The sequence below is a fragment of the Alcanivorax sp. NBRC 102024 genome (genome assembly GCF_001602235.1).
In the GTDB taxonomy this organism is placed as follows: Bacteria; Pseudomonadota; Gammaproteobacteria; order Pseudomonadales; family Alcanivoracaceae; genus Alcanivorax.
In genome coordinates, this window is sequence record NZ_BDAS01000002.1 from 115,178 (window position 1) to 128,581 (window position 13,404).

Below are 13,404 nucleotides of genomic sequence, written 5' to 3' on the forward strand. Positions count from 1 at the left end.
GGGTGTCCTTTTTATTGCGCCGCGATTACATCAATGCTGCCATCATAGACAGGGGTGGCGGGGCCTGTCATCCGCACGCCGCCCTGGCCATCGTAATGAATCCGCAGGGTGCCGCCGGGTAAATGGACCGTCACGTCCTCATCCAGAAAGCCCCGGCGCTGGCCAATCAGGACGGCGGCGCAGGCACCGGAGCCGCAGGCCAGGGTTTCCCCGGCACCGCGTTCGTAGACGCGCAGGCGAATTTCATTGCGGCTGACGATCTGCATGAAGCCCACGTTGACCCGTTCCGGGAACTGTTCGTGGCGTTCCAGCAGCGGCCCCAGGGTGTTCACCGGTGCGGTGTCCACATTTTCCACCAGCAGGGTGCAGTGGGGATTACCCAGCCCGACGGCGCCGACTTCATAGGCGTTATTGTCAGCGATGAGGAAATAGGTGTCCTGTTCGGCTTTGGCGATCAGCGGAATCGCGTCCGGCGCCCAGCGCGGCGCACCCATATCCACGGTCACCTGCTCGTCGTCGGTCACGGCCAGGGTCATCTGTCCGGCGGCGGTTTCCACCACGATCTCGGCCTTGTCGGTCAGCCCATGATCGCGCACGAAGCGGGCAAAGCAACGGGCGCCGTTGCCACACTGGCTGACCTCGGAGCCGTCCGCATTGAGGATGCGATAACGGAAATCCGCCCCGGCGCTGCGGGCCGGTTGCACGATCAGCATCTGGTCAAAGCCCACGCCGAAATGCCGGTCGCCCAGACGGCGGATTTCGTCGGCGGAAAACGGCACGCCGGTTTCCGGCAGCGACTGGCGGATGCCGTCGATCACCATGAAATCGTTGCCCAGGCCGTGCATTTTGGTAAAGCGCAGGTTCATGCGGATTGTCCGGTACGGGTAAAAGGCCATTGTACTCCGGGATTCCGGTGGCGTCAGGTGATGGCGTTTCGGCTTTATTGTAGGAGCGTCGCTTGCGGCGCGATGATTCAATGTCTGGGATCGCGCCGCAAGCGACGCTCCTACATGGACGGCGTCAGGTGTACAATGTGCCCTTACATTTCTTCAGGTTGCCACCATGCTTTCCTACCGCCACAGCTATCACGCCGGCAATTTTGCCGATGTCCTCAAGCACATCGTCCAGGTGGCGATCATCGAGTACCTGAAGAAAAAGGATAAACCCTTCACGGTGCACGATACCCATGCCGGGGCCGGCAGTTATGCCATTGCCAGCGAGCATATGCAGAAGACGGGGGAATACCAGGATGGCATTGCCCGCTTGATGGATAGCCGCACTGGCGTGGGGGTGATTGATCAATACGTGGCGCTGGTAAAAAAGCTCAATCCGGTGGGCAAGCTTACCGAGTACCCGGGGTCGCCGCTGATCAGCGCCAGCCTGTTGCGGGAACAGGACCGGTTGCAATGTACCGAGCTGCACAGCACCGACTTCGAGTTGCTGCAGCGTCGCTTTGCCGATGACAAGCGGGTGCGGGTGGAGAAGCTGGATGCCTGGCAGGGATTCAAGGCGATGCTGCCGCCCCAGCATCGCCGTGGCTTGGTGCTGATCGATCCTTCCTATGAAATGGAAGCGGACTACCTGGGGCTGTTGCCGGCGCTGCAGATGGCCATGGAGCGTTTCTCCACTGCCACTTATGCCATCTGGTACCCGGTGCTGGATCGCAACCGTACCGAAAGTTTCATCCGCCGTTTTGTCAAGGCGGAGATCCCCAACCTGCTGCGGGTGGAGTGCTGTCCGCGCCCGGATGCCTCCGGCCGGGGCATGACCGGCTCCGGCATGCTGATCATCAATCCGCCCTATACGCTGGCCCAGCATATGGCCCAGGCCATGCCGGTGCTCAAGAGTGCACTGTGCGAACCCAACGGCCATACTCTGGTTAGAGAGCTGACTGGCGAGGACTGACAGCGCCTTTACGAGATACGATACGAGATACGAGGAGCAAGGAGCGAAAATCCACTGCTTCGCATTTCGAAACTCGCTACTCGTTACTCGTCGAGCAGGCCGACCACCGGCAATGCGCCTTTGCCAAGGTGCTGGTAGACTGCGCCGCTTTTCGTGCCCCCGGTAAGCGCTCACTCGCCGGCGAAGGCCCATAACCGGAAAGACACCGTCTTGTAGCCAGCCATGACACAGTCCTCTTCACACCGTCGCCCCAGCCTGTTCGATGCCCTGCTGCCCATCGTGGTGCTGGTGGCGTTGCTGGCGGCGGCGGTCTATCTCTATGGCGACAGTGCCTCCTCTGGCCCCAACCAGATCGCCTTGTTGCTGTGCGCGGGTCTGGCATCACTGATTGCCTTCAAGAACGGCATGACCTGGCGGGAGATCGAGACCGCCATGATCAAGGGCATTGCCGTGGCTCTGGGGGCGGTGTTGATTCTGCTTAGTGTGGGCGCCCTGATCGGCACCTGGCGCCTGGCCGGCATTGTACCGTCGCTGATCTATTTCGGGCTGGAGCTGATGAATCCGGCCCTGTTCTATGCGGCGGCCTGTCTGATCTGCGCCATTATTGCCCTGAGTATCGGTTCCAGCTGGACGGTGGCGGCCACCGTGGGGGTGGCATTGATCGGGGTGGCCAGCGGCCTGGGGTTATCGCTGCCGGTGGCCGCCGGGGCGGTGGTCTCCGGGGCCTATTTCGGCGACAAGATTTCACCGCTTTCCGAAACCACCAACCTGGCACCGGCGGTGGCCGGCTCGGACCTGTTCGAGCATATCCGCCTGATGCTGTGGACCACGGTCCCCTCCATCGTCATCGCCCTGCTGATTTTCCTGTTCATGGGATTTAACGCGGAGGTGGTCGGTGACTCGGTGGATCGTATTCGTCCGCTACTGGCCGGCCTGGATAGCCAGTTCCATATTTCCTTTCTGCACCTGATTCCCCTGCTGGTGCTGCTGGTACTGGCGCTCAAACGCATGCCGGCGTTGCCGGCAATTTTCCTGGGGGCCTTGCTGGGGGGTATTTGGGCGCTGTTGTTCCAGCCCGAGGCCATTGCCGCCCAGGCGGGCGTGGCGCAGGCGGATATGATGGCGTCACTGAAAGTGGTGTGGCAGACCTTCTATGCGGGCATCACCGTGGAAACCGGCGATGCGGCGCTCAATGATCTGCTGTCCGGGGGTGGCATGGCGTCCATGCTCAACACGGTCTGGCTGATTCTCTGCGCCATGACGTTTGGCGCCGTCATGGAGTATGCGGGCTTGCTGGCAAAGCTGATTGAAGGGTTGCTGGCGGCGGTGAAGGGCGCGGCGGGGTTGATCACGGCGACGCTGGCCACCTGCCTGGGCAGCAACATCCTCACTGCCGACCAGTACATTTCCATCATCATGCCCGGGCGCATGTTCCGCGAGGCCTATGAAAAGGAAGGGCTGGCGCCGGTGAATCTGTCCCGGGCGCTGGAGGACGGTGGCACTATCACCAGCCCGCTGATTCCCTGGAATACCTGCGGGGCCTACATGCAGTCGGTGCTGCTGGTGCCGGTGACGGACTATCTGTTCTTTGCGTTTTTCAACCTGATCAATCCGCTGCTGGCGCTGGTGTATGCCTGGCTGGGGATCAAGGTGCTGCGCCTGACCCCGCCGGCAGTGGCCGGCGAGGGGCGCGCGTCTCAAGGGTAAGGGTTCAGGGCAGCAGGGATTCCAGCTTCAGCTGGTCCTCAACGGTTTCCCGCTGACGCACCACAAAGGCCTGATCACCATCCACCATCACTTCGGCGGGGCGGTTGCGGCTGTTGTAGTTGCTGGCCATGGCAAAGCCGTAGGCGCCGGCGCTGCGTACCGCCAACAGGTCGCCGGTCTCCAGGGACAGGGCCCGGTCTTTGCCCAGGAAGTCGCCGGTTTCGCAGACCGGGCCGACGATATCCCAATCCCGACAATCCGCATCATGGGGTTTGACCGGCACGATGTTCTGCCAGGCCGAATACAGGCTTGGGCGGATCAGGTCGTTCATGGCGCCGTCGACGATGGCGAAGTTCTTGTGTTCGGTGGGCTTGAGGAACAGCACCTGGGTGACAAAGATGCCAGCGTTGGCGGCAATGGCCCGGCCCGGTTCGATGTGCACTGGCAGGTCGCCGGGGATGTGCTTGAGCAGGGCCTGCACGTAATCGGCCGGCGCCGGTGGCGCTTCCTCGTTGTAAGTGACGCCCAGGCCACCGCCCAGATCCAGATGGTGAATTTCGATACCCAGGTGCTGTAGCTGATCCAGCAGTTTGAGTACCCGCTCCAGGGCGTCCTCGAACGGAGACAGCTTGGTGAGCTGGCTGCCGATATGGCAATCGATACCCAGTACCTTGATGTGCGGCAGCTCGGCGGCGCGCTGATACAGCGCCGGTGCCTTGGCGATATCCACACCGAACTTGTTGTCCTTCAGACCGGTGGAAATATAGGGGTGGGTCTGGGCGTCCACATCCGGGTTCACCCGGATGGCGATGGGGGCTTCACGGTCCAGTTCTCCGGCCACCAGGTTGAGCAGTTCCAGCTCGGCGGCGGATTCCACGTTGAAGCAGTGAATGTTGGCTTTCAGGGCGGCGGCCATTTCGTCGGCGGTTTTGCCTACGCCGGAAAACACGATCTTGTCCGGATCGCCGCCCGCCCGCAGTACCCGCTCCAGCTCACCGCCGGAAACGATATCGAAACCGGCGCCGCAACGGGCCAGCACATTCAGTACCGCCAGGTTGGAGTTGGCTTTTACCGCATAACAGACCTGGTGGGGATGGTCCCCAAAGGCCTCGTCGAAGGCCTGGAAGTGACGCTCCAGGGTGGCGCGGGAATAGAGATACAGCGGTGTGCCGAAGCGGTCCGCCAGCTGTTCTACCGGCAGTTCTTCAGCGAACAGCTCGCCGTCGCGGTACTGAAAGTGATCCATGATTATTCCTGTTCCCCGTCATCCTGGTCGGATACGGCGGGTTGGTCGGTGTTGTCGTCCTGAGTCGCGACCGGCTCGGCGGCGGGTTCTTCAGGGGCGAAGTAAAGCGGACCTTTCTGGCCGCAGCCGGCCAGCAGAACGACAAATAGCAGGGCGATGATGCGCATCATCAAGCTCCGAGTGTGCGTGCGAAGGCGGATCGCGGCGTGCTTTCCGCCCGACGTTGATCAGTTGCCGGTATTGTCCAGCGCTTCACGGGCACGGGCAACTGCGGCGCGCACCTGGTCCGGGGCGGTACCCCCGATATGGTTGCGGGCGCTGACCGAGCCTTCCAGGGTGAGCACGTCAAACACGTCGTCCTCGATCTGGTCGCTGAACTGCTTGAGTTCGGACAGGGACATGTCGCTCAGGTCTTTCTTCTTCTCTACCCCATAGGCCACGGCCTTGCCGACAATTTCGTGGGAATCGCGGAAGGCAATGCCCTTGCGTACCAGGTAGTCGGCCAGATCGGTAGCGGTGGCGAAGCCACGGCGGGCCGCTTCGCGCATCACTTCCCGGTTGGGTTCCAGGGCCGGCACCATGTCGCCAAAGGCGCGCAGGCTGCCCTTGAGGGTGTCCACGGCGTCGTAGAGCGGTTCTTTATCTTCCTGGTTGTCCTTGTTGTAGGCCAGCGGCTGGCTCTTCATCAGGGTCAGCAGGCTGATCAGATGACCATTCACGCGACCGGTCTTGCCGCGAACCAGTTCCGGCACATCCGGGTTCTTCTTCTGCGGCATGATGGAGCTGCCGGTACAGAAGCGGTCGGGCAGATTGATGAAGTTGAACTGGGCGCTGGTCCACAGCACCAGCTCTTCGCTGATCCGTGACAGGTGGGTCATGGTCAGGGCGGCCAGTGCGCAGAATTCGATGGCGAAGTCCCGGTCGCTCACCGCGTCCAGGGAGTTTTCGCAGATGCCGTCAAAGCCCAGCAACTCGCAGGTGCGCTCCCGGTTGATCGGGTAGGTGGTGCCGGCCAGTGCCGCGGCGCCCAGGGGCATGCGGTTGACCCGCTTCTTGCAGTCCAGCAACCGCTCACGGTCACGCTTGAGCATTTCGAACCAGGCCAGCAGATGGTGACCGAAGGTCACCGGCTGGGCGGTCTGCAGGTGGGTGAAACCGGGCATGATGGTGGCCGCTTCGCGCTCGGCCAGATCCAGCAGGCCGGTCATCAGGTGCAGATACTGTTCTTCCAGAATCAGCATCTCGTCACGCAGCCACAGGCGGATATCGGTGGCCACCTGGTCGTTCCGGGAACGGCCGGTATGCAGTTTCTTGCCGGTGATGCCGATCTTGTCGGTGAGCCGCGCTTCAATGTTCATGTGCACGTCTTCCAGGGCAACGGACCACTGGAATTCGCCGGCTTCGATCTCTTTCTGGATTTCCGCCAGGCCATTGATGATGGCGTCGCGCTCTTCCTCGGTGAGCACGCCTACCTCCGCCAGCATGGTGGCGTGGGCCTGGGAGCCGAAGATGTCCTGACGGTACATGCGTCGGTCGAAATTCACGCTGGCGGTGAATTCCTGCACGAACTGGTCGGTGGATTCGCTGAAGCGGCCGCCCCAGAGTTTGTTCTGCTGCTTGTCGGTCATCGTACGGTTCCCATGCATAAAGCCGGATTTGCGAGGCGCGCAGTATAGCAGGGACCGGGGACCCCCTGAACATCAGGGAGCCGCTGAATCACTCCTGGCATACTCAGTGTGTCCTGCGGGTATTACTTGGGTGATCTGACGGCTTGAGGTATAACTGCCTGTAACTAGTGATTTTTACTGACGGGAGCCAAGATGGCGGCCACGGACGACCAGCCCAACTCCAGTTTCCTGCCCGACCTGTGCAGCACCCGTGCGGTACTGGTGGTGGTGGTGGTGGCCGAGCTGATGGCCCTGGTGATCAACCTGGTGGCCACGTACTACAGCGATTTCAGCGTGGGCCGGCTGGCGATTACCTCCCTGTTTGTGCAATGGGTGGGGCTGACCTCGGCGGCACTGGTCTGCCAGTTGCGGTCCCGTCTGAATCGGCTGGCGCCGGCGTGGGCGGCGGTGGCCGTGGTGTTGCTGGTGGTGATCGACACGCTGGTATTCAGTGTGGTGGCGACTCTGGTCATGGGCTGGGTCACAGGAAGTCTTGTACCGGGCACCCTGTGGTCCTGGGAAATTGCCGTTAATGGCCTGATTGCCGCGATTATTGCCGGCCTGGTCATGCGCTATTTCTATGTACAGGAGCAGTTGCGGCAAAAGGGGCAGGCAGAATTGCAGGCGCGCATCCAGGCCTTGCAGTCGCGTATCCGCCCGCATTTCCTGTTTAATTCCATGAACATTATTGCCAGCCTGATTGCGGTGGACCCGGACGCCGCCGAAAAGGTGGTGGAAGACCTGTCGGTACTGTTCCGTGCCAGCCTGAAAAATATCGGCAATGAGGCGACGCTGGAAGAAGAACTGGAGCTGTGCCGGCGCTACATTCATATTGAGCAATTGCGCATGGGCGAGCGGTTGCAGGTGGAGTGGGACATTCGCGTGGAAGCAAAAACCGTGATGATTCCGCTGTTAACCTTGCAACCCTTGCTCGAAAATGCCATTTATCATGGCATACAGCCATTAACCGCCGGCGGCGTGGTGACAATCCGGGCGCTGGCAGAAAATGGCGAATTGGTGCTCTCGGTGAGTAACCCCAAACCGGAAGGCGGGGGGCATCACCAGGGTAACCGTATGGCGCTGGAGAACATTCGTCACCGGCTGGAAGCATTGTATGGTGACGAGGTGGCGGTGGAGTCACGGCCGCAACAAAAAGAATACGAGATCGAAATTCGATATCCGCTGCAATAAAAAAGGATGGGAATTATGCGGGTGCTTGTGTGCGACGACGAACAACTGGCGCGGGACCGGCTCAAGCGGCTGGTGGAAAAGACCGACGGGGTTGAAGTGGTGGCAGAAGCGGCTAACGGCCGGGAAGCCATTGAGCAGGCCCAGGCCACCAGGCCGGATGTGATCCTGATGGATATTCGCATGCCGGAAATGGATGGTATGGAAGCCGCCGAGCATCTCAGCAAGATGGATAATCCGCCGGCGCTGATTTTCTGCACGGCCTATGATGAGCATGCCCTGCAGGCCTTCAAGGTCCATGCGGTGGATTATTTGCTGAAACCGGTCAGCGCCGGGGACCTGGAAACGGCCCTGGGCAAGGCCCGTACCTTGAACCGGGTGCAGCTGGCGGAAATCGGCAGGGAAGTCAGTGAGGAAAAACCCCGCCGCCGTGGACATATCAGTGCCCGGACCCATCGCGGGCTGGAACTGGTGCCGGTGGATGAGGTGCGCTACTTCCTGGCCGACCAGAAATACGTCACCGTCTGCTCCGGGGAAGGTGAGGTGTTGATCGATGAAACCCTCAAGGAGCTGGAAACGGAATTTGGTGACCAGTTTGTGCGTATACACCGCAATGCCCTGGTGGCGTTAAAGTTTATCGAGGGGATGGAAATGGCCACCGCCGGCCACCACCAGGTACGTCTGCGTGGTATCGATGAACGGCTGACCGTCAGCCGCCGTCATGTGGCAGGTTTGCGCCGGGTGTTGCAGAATCTGTAAGCGTTAACAGAGGGGGGTGGGCGTGCTAGCCTTGAGCCCCTGAAGATGTGCCAATCATTAATAACAAGAACAGGAAATCTGCCATGAAAAAGCTTCTTCTTCTGCTGGTCGGTGCTGTCGCACTGAGTGGTTGTGCCTCGTCCGCCATGCCGGTGACCGGTCTGTTGTACGGTAATGTGAAAGCGCCCCTGACTGCCACCGCGTCCACGGAAAAAGCCACCCGGGTCGGCCGAGCCAGTGCCCGTTCCATTCTCGGCATCATCGCCTCCGGCGATGCCAGCATCCAGACCGCTGCCCGCAACGGGGGCATCACCGAGATCCACCACGTGGATTACGAGTCCCAGAATTTCTTCGGGGTGTTGGCGGAATTCACCGTGGTGGTTTACGGCAACTGATTCCTCCCTTTGAATTTGTAGGAGCCATGCTCGCCATGGCGAACTGAGCGTAGCGAACCATCGAGATCGCAAGCAGGTTCGCCATGGCGAGCATGGCTCCTACGGTATGAGCGTCTCTTCCTGTAAACTGTCCTCCTCATTTCAGAATCACAGGATCCCCCATGTCCCGCGAAGTCTTGCGTATCGCCACCCGTTCCAGTCCGCTTGCCATCTGGCAGGCGGAATACGTTCAGCAGCGTTTGGAAAGTCTGCACGAAGGCCTGAGTGTGGAGCTGGTGCGAATCAAGACCCAGGGGGACAAGATTCTTGATACCCCGCTGGCAAAAATCGGTGGCAAGGGCCTGTTCGTGAAGGAGCTGGAAGAGGCCATCATGGACGGTCGTGCGGATATTGCCGTGCATTCCATGAAGGATGTGCCCATGGAATTGCCGGAAGGCTTTGCGCTGCCGGTGATCTGCGAGCGGGAAGATCCCCGCGATGCCTTCGTCTCCAATCATCACGACAGCCTGTCGGCGCTGCCCCAGGGGGCCTGCGTCGGCACGTCCAGCCTGCGCCGTCAGGCCCAGGTGCAGGCCAATCGTCCGGATCTGGTGGTAAAAAGCCTGCGCGGGAATGTGCAGACCCGGCTGGGCAAGCTGGATGCCGGGGAGTTTGATGCCATTATCCTGGCGGCTGCCGGCCTCAAGCGTCTGGAAATGCACGAGCGGATCCGCTACGAAATGCCGCCGGAAGAATCCTTGCCGGCGGTGGGCCAGGGCGCAGTGGGTATCGAATGCCGCGATGGTGATGCCCGCACCATCGAACTGCTCAGCCCCCTCAGTGACCGGGATACCTGGGATCGGGTGGTGGCGGAGCGCGCCATGAACCGTCGCCTGGAGGGCGGTTGCCAGGTGCCAATTGCCGGTTTTGCCCTGCTGGAGGACGACCAGCTCTGGCTGCGCGGTCTGGTTGCCGAGGAAAACGGCAAGCAGGTGCTGCGGGCAGAGGGCCGCGCCCATCGCGAGCGCGGTGCCGAGCTGGGCGTAGAGATTGCCGAGCAGCTGCTGGCCCAGGGCGCGGACGAGATCCTCAAGGCGCTCTACGAGCGAGGTTAACGGCCATGCAGGTGCTGATTACCCGTCCCCGGGGCCAGCAGCAGGCGTTAATGGATGCCCTGAGCCGGGCTGGCCATAGGCCCCTGCACAGCCCGGCCCTGCATATCGAGCCGTTGCCGGTCAGCGATGCCAGCCGCCGGGTACTCATGGATCTGGACCTGTTCCATGCGGTTTTCTTTGCCAGCAGTAATGCTGCGCGCCTGGCTTTGACCGCCATGGCGGATATCTGGCCCCAGTGGCCGGTGGGGCTTCACTGGCTGGCGGTGGGCAAGGCCACGGCGGCAGAGATTTCCCGTTGGCATCTGCAACCGACGGTGCCGGATGGCGGGTTCAATTCCGAAGCGGTGTTGGCGCTGCCTTGCCTGCAGCAACTGGCTGAAAAGAAAGTGTTGCTGTGCCGTGGAGAAAGCGGCCGGGAACTGTTGGCGAAGACCCTTGCCGAGCGCGGTGCCGAGGTTGTATCCCTGCCGTTTTACCGTCGCGTGCCCAGCACCGCTTTCCATTGCCCCGAGGGATGCGACTGGGTCATGGTCACCAGCGTGGAAAGCTGGCAGGCAATCAGCGGACACATCCCCTCTGCGGTGGGTGTCGTGGCCGCCGGAGAGCGGGTGGCCACACCTGTCCGTGCGCAACATGGCGGGCCATTGCGAGTGGCGGCGAGCGCCCACGATGAGGATATGCTGGCGGCGCTGCCTTCCATGTGACGTCCATGCATAACGGCGTCCCTCTCCGGGCAAAGGTAGCGATTTGTCATCCATGCCGCGATTTGATGCCCTGTTTGCCTTCCCTATTACATTGTTTAATGGACACTCAGCGCAGCCCCAATTAAGGTTTTCGCTGAGAGCTTATTTAAGATCTATATGCCGCCGCGCCGGAATTCGTTGTTTGATCGGGTACATGAGTCGGATTGTGCGGTGATGTTGTCCTGCACAAGCCTGTGCTCTTGCCGGCGGCTGGCAACGCAGCCGCGGATAGATCCTAAATAGGCTTTACGGATCGCCCGTTCGGGGGTGCCAGATAATCAGAACATGGAGCTGACATGACGCAGGAACGTCTTTATTCCCGCCAGACAGGCAAGAGCGTCTGGGTAGTACTGGTGGTGTTGGTGGTTCTGGCGGCCCTGGGGGCCGGTGGCTGGTGGGGCTGGCAGCAGTTCCAGCAGATGCAGAAAGAGAAGGCCGGTCTTGCCGGTCAGATCAGCGAATTGAAAGCCGCCATGGCCAGTCAGCGCAGCGACGTTCAGGGCGCGTTGTCCTCCTTCGAGAAAAAGCAGGCGGAGTTGGCCGCCCGCATGGTCAAGGATCGGGCAGTGCTGGCCGACATGCAGAGCGGAGGCCAGACCCTGTGGCTGGTCAACGAGGCGCGGGCGCTGGCCAGCCTGGCCAGTCAGCGCCTGCTGCTGACCCAGGACGCGTCTGCGGCGCGGCGTTTGCTGAAAGCCGCCGATGAGACCCTGGCACGTCTGGATGATCCCAAGGTATTGCCGGCCCGTCAGGCGCTGGCCATGGATATGGAAAAGCTCAGTGGCGCCGGCCAGGTGGACGTGCAGGGCATGGTGCTGCGCCTAGGCGCCCTGCGTCAGATCGTTGCCGAGCTGGCGGTGCCGGTGGAAGAAGCTCCCCCCGAGCGCGACATGCCGGAAGTGAGCCAGCCCTGGTGGCAGGATGTGCTCGACCGGCTCCCCGTGAATGTGCGCCATCATGATGGTGCGGTGCCGCTGCCGTTGTCCGCGGAGCAGGCGTCCCTGGTGCGGCTGACGCTGGACGGTAGCCTGCAGCAGGCGCAACTGGCCCTCATGCAGGGCCGGGCCAAGGCCTATCAGCAGGCCCTGGATACGGCGCGCTCCACGCTGGCCCAGTGGTTCCGTGAAGATGAGCCGCGGGCGGCGCAGATGCGCAAGGCCCTGCAAGAACTGGGCGGCAGCAATGTGGCCCAGGCGCTGCCAGAAATCGGTGCGGGGCTGGCCGCCATTGAAGAACTGAAACGCAAGGAGGGCGGTGCATGAAAAAAGTCGCCCTGCTGATCGTCATCGCCCTGGTTGCCGCTCTGGCGCTGGGGCGCTGGATGGCGGCGGACTCCGGCTATGTGCTGGTGATCCGCGATGATTTTTCCATGGATACCACCCTGGGCTTCGTGGTGCTGGCCGCGTTGCTGACGGCGGTGGCCATTGTCATTCTGACCCTGCTCGGCAATGCCGCCTGGAATGCCCTGGAGCCGGTGCGTGCCACCCGTCGCTGGAAAAAAGCGGTGGCGGCCCGACGTCTGCGCAGTGGTTTTCTGCAACTGGTGGATGGGGAGCAGGAAAAGGCCGAGCGCCTGCTGGTAGCCGCCGGTGAAGACGGCGACTGGCCGTTGCTGGCCTGGTTGCTGGCGGCGGAAGCGGCCCAGGAGCAGGAGAACGTGGAGGCCAGTCAGCGGTATCTGGAAAACGCCAGTAGTGATCGTCGCGGTCAGTTGGTGGCCGGGCTGATGAAGGCCCGTTTCGCCCTGGACGATGGTTATCCGGAGCAGGCCCGCCAGGAACTGAAGGTGCTGGCGGACCTGGCGCCGCGGAACAAACGTATCCTGCGTACCTATGCGGAGGTGCTGGAAAGCCAGAAGGACTGGCCGGCCCTGTGCGCTCTGATGCCGCGGCTCAAGCGTGCTTTCGGTGAGGGCAAGGAATCCCGTCGTGAGCGCCGGGCCTGGTTGGCGCTGTTGCAGGAAACCGCCCGCAAGCCCGGGTTTAACGATGCGGATGGCCGCCGGGAAGAACTGCGCAAGCTGTGGAAAGATGTGCCGGTGCATTTGAAAAATGACCCGGCCATGGTGGCCCGCTATGCCGGTTTTCTGGCACAGCTGGGTGGCGGCAAAGGGGCTCTGAATCTGGTGCGGGAACACCTTTCCCGGGAATGGGATGATCGTCTGCCGCCGGTGCTGGAAGCCATCGACGATATTTCTCCGGATGACCTGCTACAGGTGCTGGAAGGCTGGTTGGCGGAACGTCCTGGCAATGCGGCGGTGCTGATTACCGCTGGCCGGGTGGCGCTGAAGGCGCGCCTGTGGGGCAAGGCCCAGGGCTTCTTCGAGGCGGCCGCCAACTCCAGTCAAAGCGCCACAGCGCTGGCCGAGCTGTCGCGCTTGTATCAGGCGCTGGGAGATTCCAGCAAGGCGCAGAAAGCGTTCGAGCGGCGCTTGCAGCAACTGGAAGGGCAGTTGCCCGCGTTGCCGATGCCGGAGAAGTCGCTGTAGAGCGGTGTTGGAAAACGAAAATCAAAAGGCCGCGCCGGGGAATCCGGGTGCGGCCTTTTTGCTGTAGGAGCGCCGCTTGAGGCGCGAAAAGGGTCGAGTTACGAGGGACGAAACGATTTTCGAAACTCTAACCTCGTGACTCGCTTCTAATGCTGTTCGCGCCTCAAGCGGCGCTCCTACAAAACCTATCGGGCCTTTGCGATACCGTGTGG

Annotated in this window: 13 protein-coding genes; 9 read left to right on the forward strand and 4 right to left on the reverse strand. The window is 61.7% G+C overall.

The annotated features are described in order from the left end of the window. Positions 1-11: 11 nt before the first annotated feature. Complete coding sequence (gene dapF / locus A0251_RS04315) at positions 12-866, reverse strand: diaminopimelate epimerase (protein ID WP_062815992.1); 855 nt, start codon at positions 864-866, stop codon at positions 12-14. Positions 867-1,062: 196 nt separating this feature from the next. On the opposite strand from dapF, the gene A0251_RS04320 reads away from it, so the two are divergent. Next, on the forward strand, positions 1,063-1,905 hold the full coding sequence (locus tag A0251_RS04320; protein ID WP_062815616.1) for a 23S rRNA (adenine(2030)-N(6))-methyltransferase RlmJ: 843 nt from the start codon (positions 1,063-1,065) through the stop codon (positions 1,903-1,905). A gap of 222 nt (positions 1,906-2,127) precedes the next feature. After that, a complete protein-coding gene (nhaC, locus tag A0251_RS04325; RefSeq protein ID WP_062815617.1) occupies positions 2,128-3,612 on the forward strand; it encodes a Na+/H+ antiporter NhaC in 1,485 nt (494 codons plus the stop codon). A 4-nt stretch (positions 3,613-3,616) separates the two neighbouring features. Here nhaC and lysA read toward each other — a convergent pair whose 3' ends face one another. Genes lysA through argH form a run of 3 tightly spaced genes read right to left on the reverse strand, consistent with a single transcriptional unit; the run spans position 3,617 to position 6,486 of the window. Further along, positions 3,617-4,858: a diaminopimelate decarboxylase gene (gene lysA / locus A0251_RS04330; protein ID WP_062815618.1), complete on the reverse strand. Its 1,242-nt coding sequence runs from the start codon at positions 4,856-4,858 to the stop codon at positions 3,617-3,619. 2 nt (positions 4,859-4,860) lie between these two features. Then, on the reverse strand, positions 4,861-5,028 hold the full coding sequence (locus A0251_RS17120; protein WP_082810754.1) for an LPS translocon maturation chaperone LptM: 168 nt from the start codon (positions 5,026-5,028) through the stop codon (positions 4,861-4,863). Between the two features lie 57 nt (positions 5,029-5,085). Beyond that, a complete protein-coding gene (gene argH / locus A0251_RS04335) occupies positions 5,086-6,486 on the reverse strand; it encodes an argininosuccinate lyase (RefSeq protein WP_062815619.1) in 1,401 nt (466 codons plus the stop codon). 192 nt (positions 6,487-6,678) lie between these two features. On the opposite strand from argH, the gene A0251_RS04340 reads away from it, so the two are divergent. From A0251_RS04340 to A0251_RS04370, 7 genes are all read left to right on the forward strand, one after another. Then, positions 6,679-7,716, forward strand: coding sequence for a sensor histidine kinase (locus A0251_RS04340; RefSeq protein WP_062815620.1), 1,038 nt, complete (start codon positions 6,679-6,681; stop codon positions 7,714-7,716). A 15-nt stretch (positions 7,717-7,731) separates the two neighbouring features. After that, positions 7,732-8,472, forward strand: a complete 741-nt coding sequence (locus tag A0251_RS04345) for a LytTR family DNA-binding domain-containing protein (protein ID WP_062815621.1) — start codon at positions 7,732-7,734, stop codon at positions 8,470-8,472. Positions 8,473-8,555: 83 nt separating this feature from the next. Next, positions 8,556-8,867: a TRL-like family protein gene (locus tag A0251_RS04350; protein WP_062815622.1), complete on the forward strand. Its 312-nt coding sequence runs from the start codon at positions 8,556-8,558 to the stop codon at positions 8,865-8,867. Between the two features lie 161 nt (positions 8,868-9,028). Further along, entirely contained in the window at positions 9,029-9,961 is a 933-nt protein-coding gene (gene hemC, locus A0251_RS04355; RefSeq protein ID WP_062815623.1) for a hydroxymethylbilane synthase, read from the forward strand. Between the two features lie 5 nt (positions 9,962-9,966). Further along, complete coding sequence (locus tag A0251_RS04360) at positions 9,967-10,665, forward strand: uroporphyrinogen-III synthase (protein ID WP_062815624.1); 699 nt, start codon at positions 9,967-9,969, stop codon at positions 10,663-10,665. 335 nt (positions 10,666-11,000) lie between these two features. Next, positions 11,001-11,966, forward strand: a complete 966-nt coding sequence (locus tag A0251_RS04365) for a uroporphyrinogen-III C-methyltransferase (protein ID WP_062815625.1) — start codon at positions 11,001-11,003, stop codon at positions 11,964-11,966. Beyond that, on the forward strand, positions 11,963-13,192 hold the full coding sequence (locus A0251_RS04370; RefSeq protein WP_062815626.1) for a heme biosynthesis HemY N-terminal domain-containing protein: 1,230 nt from the start codon (positions 11,963-11,965) through the stop codon (positions 13,190-13,192). The genes A0251_RS04365 and A0251_RS04370 overlap by 4 nt, the downstream gene beginning before the upstream one ends. Positions 13,193-13,404 lie beyond the last annotated feature (212 nt).

Bases quoted from the DNA above. Each gene is read 5' to 3' on its own strand.
- dapF (WP_062815992.1), bottom strand. From the start codon at position 866: ATGAACCTGCGCTTTACCAAAATGCACGGCCTGGGCAACGATTTCATG.
- A0251_RS04320 (WP_062815616.1), top strand. From the start codon at position 1,063: ATGCTTTCCTACCGCCACAGCTATCACGCCGGCAATTTTGCCGATGTC.
- nhaC (WP_062815617.1), top strand. From the start codon at position 2,128: ATGACACAGTCCTCTTCACACCGTCGCCCCAGCCTGTTCGATGCCCTG.
- lysA (WP_062815618.1), bottom strand. From the start codon at position 4,858: ATGGATCACTTTCAGTACCGCGACGGCGAGCTGTTCGCTGAAGAACTG.
- A0251_RS17120 (WP_082810754.1), bottom strand. From the start codon at position 5,028: ATGATGCGCATCATCGCCCTGCTATTTGTCGTTCTGCTGGCCGGCTGC.
- argH (WP_062815619.1), bottom strand. From the start codon at position 6,486: ATGACCGACAAGCAGCAGAACAAACTCTGGGGCGGCCGCTTCAGCGAA.
- A0251_RS04340 (WP_062815620.1), top strand. From the start codon at position 6,679: ATGGCGGCCACGGACGACCAGCCCAACTCCAGTTTCCTGCCCGACCTG.
- A0251_RS04345 (WP_062815621.1), top strand. From the start codon at position 7,732: ATGCGGGTGCTTGTGTGCGACGACGAACAACTGGCGCGGGACCGGCTC.
- A0251_RS04350 (WP_062815622.1), top strand. From the start codon at position 8,556: ATGAAAAAGCTTCTTCTTCTGCTGGTCGGTGCTGTCGCACTGAGTGGT.
- hemC (WP_062815623.1), top strand. From the start codon at position 9,029: ATGTCCCGCGAAGTCTTGCGTATCGCCACCCGTTCCAGTCCGCTTGCC.
- A0251_RS04360 (WP_062815624.1), top strand. From the start codon at position 9,967: ATGCAGGTGCTGATTACCCGTCCCCGGGGCCAGCAGCAGGCGTTAATG.
- A0251_RS04365 (WP_062815625.1), top strand. From the start codon at position 11,001: ATGACGCAGGAACGTCTTTATTCCCGCCAGACAGGCAAGAGCGTCTGG.
- A0251_RS04370 (WP_062815626.1), top strand. From the start codon at position 11,963: ATGAAAAAAGTCGCCCTGCTGATCGTCATCGCCCTGGTTGCCGCTCTG.